Consider the following 11,835-nt stretch of genomic DNA (forward strand, 5'->3'; position numbering starts at 1 on the left):
CCTCGGCCCAGGTGTAGCCGATTCGCATATTTTGCAGATTTACTCTCGCCAATTTTCTACAGGCCAGCTATAATGCGGCCTCTTTTCCCTGATAGCTCAGTCGGTAGAGCGACGGACTGTTAATCCGCAGGTCCCTGGTTCGAGTCCAGGTCGGGGAGCCAGAATATGCAAGGGGCCACAGCAATGTGGCCCCTTTTGCGTTTGGCTGATGTGCGTCAGTCTTGCCGCAGGATGCTCGGTTATCGTTTTTGCAGATAACCTGGCGGAGGCGGCGCATGAAACTCATTACCTGGAACATCCAGCGCGGCCGCGGACCTGGCCAGGCATGCAGCCTCGACCGCGTCGTGTCCGACCTGCGCTGCATTGCCGACGCCGACGTCCTCTGTTTCCAGGAGGTTTCCAGCGGCTTCAGCGACCTGGCTGGCTGCGACGGCCGCAACCAGTTCGCCGGCCTGGCCCAGCGCCTGCCCGGGTACACGCCGGTGGCGGGGCTGGCCACCGATGTGCTGGATGAAGATGGGGGCGGGCGCCGCTTGTTCGGCAACATGATTTTTTCGCGCTATCCGGTACGGCAGGTATTTCGCCATGCCTTGCCCTGGCCCGCGCACCCCGGCGTGATGAGCATGCAGCGCATTGCGCTCGAGGCCACGCTTGATACGCCGCTCGGTCCATTGCGGCTTGCGACCACCCACCTCGAATACTTCTCGCCAGCGCAGCGCACCGCGCAGGTTGAGCGCTTGCGCGATCTGCACCTCGAGGCCAGCCTGCAGGCGCGCGCAATGCCAGGCGGCAGCGCTGGCGACGGGCCGTTCAGCCCGGTGCCGCGGCCCGCGCCTGTCCTGCTGGCGGGCGACTTTAACTTTGTGCCGGGCTCCAGCGACCACGGCCTGATGCTGGCGCCGTTCGGCGACAGCGTCGCCCCATTCTGCGACGCGTGGGAGGTGGCTAACGCTGGCGTTGCGCACGCGCCGACTGTTTGCGTGCGGGACCCCCAACCCTTCACTTTCGATTTCGTCTTCGCCAGTGCCGACCTGGCCGACCGGGTTCGCGCGATGGCGGTATGCGACGCCATCGACGGGCCCGACCACCAGCCGGTGCTGGTCGAGCTGGCGTGATTGCCGGCGCCGGAACGACGGGCCAAAAAAAGCCACGCATGCAGCGTGGCCTTGGCTTTGCCTTGCTAGCGCTGCAGGAATTTAATTCATGCGCTGCGGAATCTCGATCTCGTCTTTGCGCGCCTGGATTTCCTCGCCGAGGGCCACCAGGTCGAGGCCAGCCGTGCGGGCTTTCGGGAACATCTCGCCTTCTTCTTCCTCGACGTGGTGTTCGATCTGCTCGCCGAGCACTTTCACTTTCGCGTCGAACAGCTCGTCGCTGGAATCCATCGACATGATCTGCGCGATCAGGTCCTTGGCGGAGGCGTGTTCCACCGTGGCTTCATCGACCAGGTCTTCGTTGTCCTTGTTCGCTTCGCGCACTGCCGGATAGAAAATTTCTTCTTCCGCGGTGGCGTGCTTGGTCAGTTCGGTGCAAATCTGCATCGCCAGCTTTTGCTTGGTGGCGTGGGCGCGGTCGCCCAGGCCCTCGTATTGTTCAAACATCGCTTTGACCTTTGCGTGGTCTTCCGTCAAGAGAGCGATCGCGTCCATCTCGGTGGAGGTGGGAATCTGTTTGCTGCCTGCTTTGGTCGTAGTCGAGTTAGTGCGCATGATTACTCCTGGAAATTTGGCAAGTTGTGTTTCGAAAGCTGACTTTGGCCCTGCTAGCCGACCCCGTCTGTGCGTTATTCAACATGGGCGCCGGATGGCGCTGGCCGCGCGCACGATTGCTTGCACTTGAAAAATTCCCGTGATGTAGAATTCACATTGTGCAACAATATTAAGTTGCACCGAATTCGAAAATAAGACTGCAATGATTGATGAATCTTGTTCCTGCTCGATCCTGCTGATCGACGACCAACCTTATGCGCAGGACTTTATTGGTCATTGTCTTGAGGGATGCTCCGACGTCGCGCTGCGTTACGACTCGCGCGCCGAGTGCGCGGTTGAACTCGCCCGCGAAGTGAACGCCACCGTGGTGCTGGTCGACCTGCGGATGCCGGGGACCGATGGATTCGACGTCATTACCCTGCTGCGCGCTAATCCCGATACCGAACACCTGCCAGTAATCCTGCTGTCTTCCGAAGAGGATGCCGACATCAAGGCGAAAGCCTTTGCCACCGGGGCCAATGACTACCTGGTCAAGTGGCCCGACCCGCGCGAGCTGATGGCGCGCGTGCGCTATCACAGCGCTGCGTTCATCGCGCGCCGCCAGCGCGACGAAGCCTTCGTCTCGCTGCGCCGCAGCCAGGAGGAGCTGGCCGCCAGCCAGTCCGCGCTGCACCAGGCCCAGAAGATGGAAGCGATCGGCCAGCTGACCGGCGGCGTCGCCCATGACTTCAACAACGTCTTGCAGATCATCGGCGGTAACCTGCAGCTGCTAAAGCTGCTGGGCGGCGTCAGCGAAAACGCGCGCGCGCGCATCGACATTGCCCTCGCTGGCGTGGAACGCGGCGCCAAGCTGTCGGCGCACTTGCTGGCGTTCGCGCGGCGCCAGCCGCTGCAAGCGGTAGTGGTCAATCCGGGCTCGGTTTTGAACGGCATGGACGAGATGATGCGGCGCGTGCTCGGCCCGCGCTCGAACATCGTCACCGATATCCAGACCGGCTTGTGGAGCACCACGGTCGATCCGAGCCAGCTGACCAATGTGATCCTGAACCTGGCCATCAATGCGCGCGACGCCATGATCGACGGCGGCACCCTGACCATCCGCGCCGCCAACCTCTGCGCCGGGTCGCCCGAGCTGTCCGAGGTAGGCAATGCCGATTACGTGATGATCGAAGTGTCCGACACCGGCCGCGGCATGCCGCCGGGCGTGCTGCAGCGCGCCTTTGAACCTTTCTTCACCACCAAGCCGACCGGCCAGGGCACCGGCCTCGGGCTGTCGATGGCGTATGGCTTCGTCAAGCAATCGGGCGGCGAGATCCTGCTCAAGAGCGAGCCAGGGGAGGGCACCAGCGTGAAGATTTTCCTGCTCAAGAGCGCGACCGAGCCGGTGCTTGACGAGGAGTGCCCGCCGGCGCCGCTGGTCGGCGGCGTCGAGACGATCCTGGTGGTGGAGGACGAAGCGGACGTACGCAACAGCACCTTCGAACTGCTGTCCGCGCTTGGCTACCAGGTGCTGCAGGCGGAGGACGCCGAAAGCGCGATCGCGCTGGTTGATGCGGGCGCGCAGGTGGACCTGGTGTTCTCCGACGTGATCATGCCGGGCAAGGTCAGTGCGCTGGAAATGGGCGAAGCGGTGCTGGCGCGCTTGCCGCGCGCGCAGGTGCTGTTCACATCAGGCTATGCGGAAGGCGTGCTGACGCACGAAGGCAAGCTCGATCCGGGCGTGAACCTGCTGCAGAAGCCTTACAGCGCCGATGTGCTGAGTTCACGCATCCGCCACTTGCTGCGCCGTCGCAGGCAGCAGTTTGCGGCCGCGGACCAGCCTTCCAGCCCCGCTTAATCGCGCGGCTTGGTGTAGCGGTAGGAGCCAGGAGGCGGTTCGTTGAGCACCGCCCAGAAGATGCCCAGGTCCGCGATCGCGCGGACAAATTCGGTAAAGTCGACCGGCTTGACGACATATGCGTTCACGCCCAGCTCATAGCTGCGCAGCAGGTCCTGCTCCTCTTTCGACGAAGTCAGCATGACCACTGGCGTGCTTTTCAGGCCGGCGGTGGTGCGGATCTCGCGCAGCACTTCAAGGCCGTCGACCTTCGGCAGCTTGAGGTCGAGCAGCACGACGGCCGGGTTGCCAGCCTGGCGCTTGGCGTATTCGCCGCGGCACATCAGGTAGTCGAGGGCGTCGGCGCCGTCGCGCACAATAATCACTTCATTGGCCAACTGGCTTTTTTCAAGCGCAATCAGCGTCAGTTCGAGGTCGTTCGGATTGTCTTCGACCAGAAGGATGGGCTTTAACATGGTCTTGCCTTAAACAGGTAGTTCTTTAGGAATGCTGAACGAGAAAGTGGCGCCTTCGCCGGGTATCGAATTTGCCCACACACGGCCGCCGTGGCGCTCGACGATGCGGCGCACGTTGGCCAGGCCGATGCCGGTTCCCTGGAAGTCCTCCATGCGGTGCAGGCGCTGGAACACGCCGAACAGCTTGTGAACGTACTCCATGTTGAATCCTGCGCCGTTGTCGGCGACGTGGAACACGTTCTCGTGTTCGTGGCGCTCGGCGCTGATGCGGATCACCGCGCTGTCCTTCTGGCTGGTGAACTTCACCGCGTTGGCCATCAGGTTGTACAGCGCAAGCTGGATGAAGGTCGCGTCGGCGCGCACTTCGGGCAGGTCTTCGACTTCCCAGCGCACGTCGCGGCCGCGCGTATCGCCCGCGAGCTTCTCGATGCAGCCGCGTACCAGCTCGTTCATGCTGATGTTGGTTGGCCGCAGCGCCGCGCGGCCCATTTGCGAGAAGCTCAGCAGGTCGTCGACCAGCTTGCCCGCCAGGCGTGCCGATTCCTTGATGTTCTTCAGGAAGCGGTGGCGCTTTTCGACGTCGTCGTTGCCGGCCGATTCAAGCAGCAGGTCGGAGAAGCCGACGATGTGGCGCAGCGGCGCGCGCAGGTCGTGCGATACCGAGTACGAAAACGCTTCGAGTTCCTTGTTTGCGCGGCCAAGCTCTTCGGCCAGTTCGGCCATCTGCTCGGCACGTTCGAGCGCAATGCCCAGCAGGGCGGTACGAAATTCCAGCGCCAGTTCCAGTTCGCCGTTATGCCATGGGATGCTGGTGCCGTGGATCGTCTCGCGCCAGGTTGAAAAACTGGTGCGCGGCGTCAGTTGGCCGAGCGGGCCGGCGCCTTCTTTCGCATGCGGGTTGCCGGCCCAGTCGATGGTGTGGATCACCTCGGGCCTGAACCAGATCAGATAGTGCTTGTGGATGCGCGAGATCGGCAGCGCAAGGATGCCGCTGGCGTTGCGCGTCATCTGTGCGCCGTGGGCGTACACTTTGGACAGCTGGTCGGTGTGGAAAATGTCGCCGTGCGCCTTGGTCGACAGCCAGCCAACCAGCTCGCGGATTTGGGCGTCCGGCGGCGTATCGCCGTACGTCAGCAAGTGCTCGTCGACGATGATCGCCACGCCGCCCGCGCGTTCGAACTTGAGCAGGGCAGGGAACACGCTGCTCATGTTGTCGATGAAGTTGGCGCCCTGTGTCAGGCCGCCCAGCATCGATACCATGATGCGGCGCAGGTCGAGCCGGAACTCGAGTTCGTTGGCGTCCTCGCGCGATTCGATCGACAGCGCCAGGATCTGGCCCAGCTGCTCGCAGGCGGTGCGCTGTTCGAAGGCCACCGGGCAGGGCGTCTCGTTATGGCAGGAGATCAGTCCCCACAGCTTGCCCTTGACGACCAGCGACACCGACATCGACGCCAGCGTGTTCATGTTGCGCATGTACTGCAGGTGGACCGGCGACACGCTGCGCAGTGCCGCAAACGACAGGTCGTTGGGGGCGCCAGTGACCGGGTTAAGCGCCGGGACAAGCCGCGCCGGCGTGTAGTTGGCGTCATGGATCAGGCGGATGCGGTTGAGCGTATAGAGCTCGCGGGCCTGGCGCGGAATGTCGGTTGCCGGGAAGCGCTGGCCAAAGTACGAGTGGTAGCCGTCGGCCAGGCTCTCCGCGATCACGTGGCCGTGGCCGTCGTGGTCGAAGTGATAGACCATCACGCGGCCGTAGCCGGTCACTGCGCGGATTTCGTCGGCGGCAAGGGCGCTCATCGCTTCGGTGGTATTGGTGTCGTTCAGCTTGAGCAGGAACTCGCCAACCAGCGGGTAGAGGTTGCGGAAGTCGGCCGACGCGCGCCGTTCGACGCTTTCGAATTCGAGCATCAGCACACTGTCATAGCGGTGCGCCAGCACGTCGAAATAGCATGCGTTGTGGATGCAGACGGTACCAAGGTACAGCGGGCGTTCGGCGATGCGGGTGGCGCCAAGCTCGGTCGCCAGCAGCGTGGCTGCCGCATCGCCGATCACGCGCGCCAGTGGCTGGCCTAGCGCGCCAGTGGGGGCGATGCCGACATGCTGCTCCAGGTTCTCGCTCGCCTGCAGCACGACCAGGTCGCCTGCCAGCGTCAGCGCGAAACCGTGCGGCTGGATGCTGCCCGGAGTGCGGATGGGTTCCCTGTCGCATGTGGACAGGTCGTAAGCGTTCGTTTCTGAAGTTGCGGCCAGGGTCATGTCGGTGAGGGAAGCACGTCGCGCGTCCGAAATGCAAAATTGCGGAAAGTGGATTTTACTTGAAAGCTCTGGCATTGACGCAAGTTTGCAATCCGTATCACGTTGATTTTCCTGATATTGCGCGGGGTGGTTGCCAAATTGGCAGCAGCAAGGAGTGTAATGTTTCCAATTGGTTAATACCCGCATGATTTGCCCATGGCGACGTGCGCGCCGCTTGCGGCCAGCAGTGCGGACGCCTATGTCGTGTCGGCGTTCGACAAGCCCAACGTGCTGCTCGCGCTGCGCGCCGGCGCCGTGGTCGAGGCCGAGCGTTTCGGGTATGCTTTCAGGCCCGGCCAGGCAATGCTGGCGCTGTACGTCGACGAGCCCGCGCGCTTTATTGACGCAGTCGGCGCCGCCATTGCGGCCAGCTTCCGAGATACGCCTGAACCATGCCGCTGCACCTGCACACACCGTTATTCGAATCGGGCGCGATGTCCGCCCGCGATGGCCAGTCGGTCTGGCTGAAAATGGAGGCCATGCAGCCGCCCGGCTCATTCAAGATCCGCGGTATCGGCTTTGCATGCGAAGAGTATGTCCGGCGCGGCGCCACGCGCTTTATCTCGTCGTCCGGCGGGAACGCCGGCATCGCCGCCGCTTATGCGGGGCGCAGGCTGGGTGTGCCGGTGGTGGTGGTCGTACCCGAGACCACGACCGAACGCGCGAAGGAGTTGATCGCCCGCGAGAATGCGCAGGTGATCGTGCATGGCGCCTCATTCCAGGAAGCGAACGCGCTGGCGCAGTCGATGGTCACTGGTACTGACGCATTCATCCATCCGTTTGACGACCCGCTCCTTTGGCAGGGGCATGCCAGCATGATCGACGAAGTAGCTGCGGCGCGCTTCAAGCCCGATGCGGTGCTGCTGTCGGTAGGCGGCGGCGGACTGCTGTGCGGCGTGGTCGAAGGCCTGCGCCGCAATGGCTGGAGCGATGTGCCGGTGGTGGCGGTGGAGACAGTGGGCGCCGATTCGTTTGCCCAGTCGCTGGCGGCGGGCGAACGCATCGAGCTGCCCGGCATTTCGAGCATCGCAACCTCACTTGGCGCGCGCAGGGTGGCCGAACAAGCCTTCGCGCTGGCGCAGCAGCACCCGTTGCGCAGCGTTGTGGTGTCGGATGCCGAGGCGGTGCAGGCCTGCCTCAGGTTCATGGATGATCACCGGGTGGTGGTGGAGCCGGCATGCGGCGCCTCGCTGGCGGTGGCGTATGACGCGGCAAGGTCGCTGGGCCAGTACAGCAAGGTGCTGGTCATCGTGTGTGGCGGCGTGACCGCAACCGTGCAGCAGCTGCAAAAGTGGGGCGAAGTATTCGGCGGATAGCAGCCGCCGGCTTGGCAGCTTACTGCGGCCCCTGGTCGTCGGCGTCGCCAATCCCGGCGCCGCCGGTCGCCGTTGACGCCAGCTGCCCGCCATCGATCCCGCCTGGCGGCACACGCGGCCCTTGCCACACCACGTAATCATCCACTGAATACAGCTTGCAATCCTGGCCGCTGGTCTTGGCGCAAGTGGCCAGCGCGCGCTTCTCGGGCGCCTCGCCTTCCTCGGCCCAGCACCACGCGCCGTTGGAAGATACCGCAAACGCGCGCGGCGTCATCTTGCCCAGGTACTCGCGATACGCTGCGCGTCCCGCCTCCGTCAGGTAGGGAACAGCTTCGATATCATCGACCGCCGCATAGTCGGTCTTCGGCACCGTTGGCGCGTCGAGGATGCTGAATACTTCCTCGGTCGGCATGCCGATCTCCTGCAGGAAGCGCTCGGTATCGGGCCACCATACTTTTTCACCATCGCGGCTGGCGATCATTCCGTGCGAATCGCGCTTGAAGGGGCCGAAGGCGATCAGGCGCGCCTGTCCGCCGGAACGCACGAACGCGTCATGCATGCGCGCCGCCAGGTTTGGCCCGAACAGCGAATCGTTAAAGCCATACATCCACAGGCTGGCGATCTTGTTGTTGGCGCCGTAGTTGGCGAAGGCATTGACCAGTTCCGCGCGCCAGTCGCAGCCGGCGCCGTCGTCGCGCAGGCCGCCGGCGATGTTGATCAGCCCGCGCACGCCGTCGATGGCTTCGGTCCCCAGCGCCACGGTCGCCAGCCCGCCGTAGGACTGGCCCGCCACCACGATGCGTTCGTCGTCGATCCACTTCTGCGTGCGCGCGTAGGCGATGGCCGCCTTGATGTCGTTGGCCTGGCCGTAGCCGTTGGCGCGCATGTCGCAGCCATGGTCGACATAGCCGCCGGTGGAATTGGAGAAGCCGCGCCGCATCGGCACCATCACGGCGTAGCCGCGCTTGACGAAGGCCGTGGCCATGAAGATGAAGCGGTCGCGCGCCTGGTTGCGCGGGTCGCCCGGGTCCTTGCCGTGGTTGATGATCAACAGCGGGAACGGACCATCGCCGTTGGGACGGAACACCGTGGTCTGCAGCAGCGCCTCGCCCTGCGGTCCGGCCGGCACCATGATGACCTGCTCATTAAGGCGGTAATCCAGCGGAAGCTCTTGCTCGATTGCTAAAAGCGGCGTCAGCGCGAAGCATGTGACGGCGACTGTTGCAAGCCTGCGTGCGGCGTGACGAAAACGAAGCGTGGCGGTAACGATCTCAGGCTCCCGGTGCATTGGATTGCCAATTGGAATGTAATGATTCTAGGCATGCGATTTTCCCGGAGCAATACACGATTGATAATTTCAGGCACGGATTTCCGATATTTTTCGAATTGACGGCGAATTGTTGCGACCCTGGCAGTGCTCGTCTGGCAACGCTGCAAACGAGGCAACGCGGCGCGCCGCACGGCGTGTTTCTTCTACACTTGGCAAACGACCAAGGCGTGCCAAAGGAGAGGGATCATGATCAGGATTGGAGTGATTGTCGGAAGCACACGGCCTGGCCGGAAGGCGCTGGACGTTGCGAAGTGGGTGATGGAAATTGCCACCCTGCGCAACGATGCCGCCTACGAACTGGTCGACATCCAGGATTTCAACCTGCCCCTGCTCGACGAGCCGGTGCCGCCTTCCATGGGCCAGTATTCCAAGCCGCATACCAAGGTATGGGCGGAAAAAATTGCGTCTTACGATGGCTTCGTCTTTGTCACGCCGGAGTACAACCACGGCATTTCCGGCGCGCTGAAAAACGCGATCGACTTCCTGTTTGCCGAGTGGAACAACAAGGCCGCAGGCTTTGTCGGCTACGGCAGCGCGGGCGGGGTGCGGGCGGTCGAAAGCCTGAGACTGGTCATGGGCGAGATCAAGATTGCGGACGTGCGCTCGCAGGTGATGCTGTCGCTGTTTTCAGACTTCGAAAACTACACCACCTTCAAGCCCGGCGCGCACCACGAGAAGTCGGTAACGGCGATGCTCGATGAAGTCGTTTCGTGGAGCGGCGCGCTGAAAACCGTCAGGGAACGGCAGGAAGCTGGCGCACAGGGCGGTTGATATAATCCGGGCACCTGCCACGCCGGCGGACATGCCGGCCCACACCAATGCCCGATATTACCCCGACCAAACGCCAGATGTGCCCGGCCTGCCTGCGGCCTGCAAGAACCTGTATCTGCCAGCTGGCTGCGCCGGTTGCCTCCCGCGTTGAGGTGCTCATCCTCCAGCACCCGCTGGAGGTGGCCAATGCCAAGGGAAGCGCGCGCCTGCTGCACCTGAGCTTGCCCGGGAGCGCGATGGCGACCGGCGAGGTGTTCGATGCCGCTGCGCTGCGCGCGCTTTTACACGGCGGCGGCAGGCAGCCTGTGCTGCTCTATCCCAACCTGCCCGGCGAGCGTTCGCTTGGCATGGCGCCGCCGCCTTCGTTCGACACGGTGCGCCACCTCGACCCCGCGCGGCTGCGCCTGGTGGTGCTCGACGGCACCTGGCGCAAGAGCCGCAAGATGCTGTACCTGAACCGTCCGCTGCAGGAGATTCCCCGCCTTCCGCTTACCCAGGCGCCGCCGTCGCTGTACCGCATCCGCAAGGCGCACGCGCCCGACCAGCTGTCGACGCTGGAAGCGGCCGCTTACGCCCTGATGCAAATCGAAGGCAATGTTGAACATTTCCAGCCGATCCTGGACGGTTTCGACGCCTTTGTGGACCGATACGCCACACTCTCCGCGCACGCTTGAATACACATTGGCACAGGCGTAGAATACTGTATGAATGTACAGTATCGAGGTTTCGATGAGCGGTCCCGACGAAAATTGCGAAGAGCACGTCATGCTCCCTCCGCGTCCGCTGGCGGCGCGCAAGGGGCGGGGCGCCGTCTCGAACATCCAGGGCCGGTACGAGGTCAACGGCCGGGAATCGTTTGACGACGGCTGGACGCACGAGGATGAAGACGGCGAGCCCGCACCGTTCAAGACCCACGTTACGGACGAGTTCGCAAAAACCATCCTCAGCCGCAATGCCTCGCCAGACATCCCCTTCAATGTCTCGTTAAACCCGTATCGCGGGTGCGAGCACGGCTGCATCTATTGCTTTGCGCGTCCCACCCACAGTTACCTCGGGCTGTCGCCGGGGTTGGATTTCGAAAGCCGCATCTTCGCCAAGGTCAACGCGCCGGACTTGCTGCGCCGCGAGCTATCCAGGCCGTCGTATGTGCCGGAGTCAATTGCAATTGGCGTCAACACGGACGCCTACCAGCCCTGCGAGCGCGAGTTCAAGATTACACGTCGCGTGCTGGAGGTGCTGAACGAGTGCCAGCACCCGGCGGCGATGATCACCAAAAATTCGTTGATCGAGCGCGACATCGACCTGCTCGCGCCAATGGCCGAGCGCAACCAGGCGATCGCGGCCATTACGCTGACCACCCTTGACCCGGAGATTTCGCGCACGCTCGAACCGCGGGCGGCAGCGCCTGCACGCCGCTTGCGTACGATCCGCACGCTGGCTGAGGCCGGCATTCCGGTGCGCGTCAGCGTGGCGCCGGTCATCCCGTTTGTCACCGAGCCTGAACTGGAGCGCGTGCTGGAGGCGGCGCGCGAAGCGGGCGCGCTCAGTGCGCATTACGTAGTGCTGCGCTTGCCCTGGGAGGTCAACCCCTTATTCCAGGAATGGCTGCAAGCGCACTTTCCCGACCGTGCCCAGCGCGTCATGAACCGGGTGCGCGAGATGCGCGGCGGTAAAGACTACGACAGCGACTTCAGCCAGCGCATGCACGGCGAAGGCGTCTGGGCCGACCTGATCCGGCAGCGTTTTGAAAAAGCCGTGAGGCGGCTGGGCATGAACCTGACGAGCGGGCGTTTTGCTGAGCTCGACACGTCCAGGTTCCGCCGCCCGCTGGTCGTGCCCGCCAGCGTCGGAAAGCAAAACGGAAACGCCACCGGGCAGCTTGACTTGTTCTCGTAGGAAGTTATCCGGTTGCGGCGTCCATTCTGCAGCCCCGGCGGTAGGTAGGGCGGACAAGCGCTTGCGCGCCTCCGCCGAATCAGCCCGCATGGCGATCGGCCATCCCGGCCAAATCGCCCGCCAAGGCCGGGTCGAAGTCCAGATGGCCGTAGGGCGGACAAGCGCTTGCGCGCCTCCGCCGAATCAGCCCGCATGGCGATCGGCCATCCCGGCCAAATCGCCCGCC

At 63.5% G+C, this 11,835-nt stretch carries 11 protein-coding genes and 1 tRNA gene; 8 read left to right on the forward strand and 4 right to left on the reverse strand.

Annotated features, from left to right (window positions below; genetic code table 11):
- The first annotated feature begins 85 nt into the window (after window positions 1-85).
- Together LMJ30_RS11970 and LMJ30_RS11975 are read left to right on the forward strand one after the other, a co-directional pair.
- Window positions 86-161: transfer RNA gene (locus LMJ30_RS11970), tRNA-Asn, on the forward strand.
- Window positions 162-275: 114 nt separating this feature from the next.
- Window positions 276-1,115: an endonuclease/exonuclease/phosphatase family protein gene (locus tag LMJ30_RS11975; RefSeq protein WP_229432571.1), complete on the forward strand. Its 840-nt coding sequence runs from the start codon at window positions 276-278 to the stop codon at window positions 1,113-1,115.
- Window positions 1,116-1,196: 81 nt separating this feature from the next.
- Here LMJ30_RS11975 and LMJ30_RS11980 read toward each other — a convergent pair whose 3' ends face one another.
- The gene (locus LMJ30_RS11980; protein WP_229432572.1) at window positions 1,197-1,709 is read right to left on the reverse strand and encodes a hemerythrin domain-containing protein; all 513 of its coding nucleotides are present in this window, start codon (window positions 1,707-1,709) and stop codon (window positions 1,197-1,199) included.
- A 202-nt stretch (window positions 1,710-1,911) separates the two neighbouring features.
- Between LMJ30_RS11980 and LMJ30_RS11985 the strand changes: the two genes are divergently transcribed.
- Window positions 1,912-3,546, forward strand: a complete 1,635-nt coding sequence (locus tag LMJ30_RS11985) for a response regulator (RefSeq protein WP_229432573.1) — start codon at window positions 1,912-1,914, stop codon at window positions 3,544-3,546.
- Here the strand turns inward: LMJ30_RS11985 and LMJ30_RS11990 are convergent.
- Together LMJ30_RS11990 and LMJ30_RS11995 are read right to left on the reverse strand one after the other, a co-directional pair.
- Window positions 3,543-4,001, reverse strand: coding sequence for a response regulator (locus LMJ30_RS11990; RefSeq protein WP_229432574.1), 459 nt, complete (start codon window positions 3,999-4,001; stop codon window positions 3,543-3,545). The genes LMJ30_RS11985 and LMJ30_RS11990 overlap by 4 nt on opposite strands.
- 9 nt (window positions 4,002-4,010) lie before the next feature.
- Window positions 4,011-6,257, reverse strand: coding sequence for an ATP-binding protein (locus LMJ30_RS11995; RefSeq protein WP_229432575.1), 2,247 nt, complete (start codon window positions 6,255-6,257; stop codon window positions 4,011-4,013).
- Between the two features lie 195 nt (window positions 6,258-6,452).
- Here LMJ30_RS11995 and LMJ30_RS12000 point away from each other — a divergent pair, with 195 nt between their 5' ends.
- Complete coding sequence (locus tag LMJ30_RS12000) at window positions 6,453-6,764, forward strand: hypothetical protein (RefSeq protein ID WP_229432576.1); 312 nt, start codon at window positions 6,453-6,455, stop codon at window positions 6,762-6,764.
- Window positions 6,689-7,612 (forward strand): pyridoxal-phosphate dependent enzyme, encoded by a 924-nt coding sequence (locus LMJ30_RS12005; RefSeq protein WP_229432577.1) that lies wholly within the window; start codon window positions 6,689-6,691, stop codon window positions 7,610-7,612. The genes LMJ30_RS12000 and LMJ30_RS12005 overlap by 76 nt, the downstream gene beginning before the upstream one ends.
- 19 nt (window positions 7,613-7,631) lie before the next feature.
- Here the strand turns inward: LMJ30_RS12005 and LMJ30_RS12010 are convergent, their stop codons facing one another.
- Window positions 7,632-8,900 carry an alpha/beta hydrolase family protein gene (locus tag LMJ30_RS12010; RefSeq protein WP_229432578.1) on the reverse strand — a complete coding sequence of 423 codons (1,269 nt, stop codon included), beginning with the start codon at window positions 8,898-8,900 and terminating at the stop codon, window positions 7,632-7,634.
- Between the two features lie 228 nt (window positions 8,901-9,128).
- Between LMJ30_RS12010 and LMJ30_RS12015 the strand changes: the two genes are divergently transcribed.
- From LMJ30_RS12015 to LMJ30_RS12025, 3 genes are all read left to right on the forward strand, one after another.
- Window positions 9,129-9,713, forward strand: a complete 585-nt coding sequence (locus LMJ30_RS12015) for an NADPH-dependent FMN reductase (protein WP_229432579.1) — start codon at window positions 9,129-9,131, stop codon at window positions 9,711-9,713.
- Window positions 9,714-9,760: 47 nt separating this feature from the next.
- Window positions 9,761-10,387: a tRNA-uridine aminocarboxypropyltransferase gene (locus LMJ30_RS12020; protein WP_229432580.1), complete on the forward strand. Its 627-nt coding sequence runs from the start codon at window positions 9,761-9,763 to the stop codon at window positions 10,385-10,387.
- A gap of 91 nt (window positions 10,388-10,478) precedes the next feature.
- Window positions 10,479-11,609: a PA0069 family radical SAM protein gene (locus tag LMJ30_RS12025; protein WP_229432581.1), complete on the forward strand. Its 1,131-nt coding sequence runs from the start codon at window positions 10,479-10,481 to the stop codon at window positions 11,607-11,609.
- The last annotated feature ends 226 nt before the right edge of the window (window positions 11,610-11,835 follow it).

Origin of the sequence: Massilia agrisoli (genome assembly GCF_020831365.1) — a bacterium.
In the GTDB taxonomy this organism is placed as follows: Bacteria; Pseudomonadota; Gammaproteobacteria; order Burkholderiales; family Burkholderiaceae_D; genus Telluria_A; species Telluria_A agrisoli.

Bases quoted from the DNA above. Each gene is read 5' to 3' on its own strand.
- LMJ30_RS11975 (WP_229432571.1), top strand. From the start codon at position 276: ATGAAACTCATTACCTGGAACATCCAGCGCGGCCGCGGACCTGGCCAG.
- LMJ30_RS11980 (WP_229432572.1), bottom strand. From the start codon at position 1,709: ATGCGCACTAACTCGACTACGACCAAAGCAGGCAGCAAACAGATTCCC.
- LMJ30_RS11985 (WP_229432573.1), top strand. From the start codon at position 1,912: ATGATTGATGAATCTTGTTCCTGCTCGATCCTGCTGATCGACGACCAA.
- LMJ30_RS11990 (WP_229432574.1), bottom strand. From the start codon at position 4,001: ATGTTAAAGCCCATCCTTCTGGTCGAAGACAATCCGAACGACCTCGAA.
- LMJ30_RS11995 (WP_229432575.1), bottom strand. From the start codon at position 6,257: ATGACCCTGGCCGCAACTTCAGAAACGAACGCTTACGACCTGTCCACA.
- LMJ30_RS12000 (WP_229432576.1), top strand. From the start codon at position 6,453: ATGGCGACGTGCGCGCCGCTTGCGGCCAGCAGTGCGGACGCCTATGTC.
- LMJ30_RS12005 (WP_229432577.1), top strand. From the start codon at position 6,689: ATGCCGCTGCACCTGCACACACCGTTATTCGAATCGGGCGCGATGTCC.
- LMJ30_RS12010 (WP_229432578.1), bottom strand. From the start codon at position 8,900: ATGCACCGGGAGCCTGAGATCGTTACCGCCACGCTTCGTTTTCGTCAC.
- LMJ30_RS12015 (WP_229432579.1), top strand. From the start codon at position 9,129: ATGATCAGGATTGGAGTGATTGTCGGAAGCACACGGCCTGGCCGGAAG.
- LMJ30_RS12020 (WP_229432580.1), top strand. From the start codon at position 9,761: ATGCCCGATATTACCCCGACCAAACGCCAGATGTGCCCGGCCTGCCTG.
- LMJ30_RS12025 (WP_229432581.1), top strand. From the start codon at position 10,479: ATGCTCCCTCCGCGTCCGCTGGCGGCGCGCAAGGGGCGGGGCGCCGTC.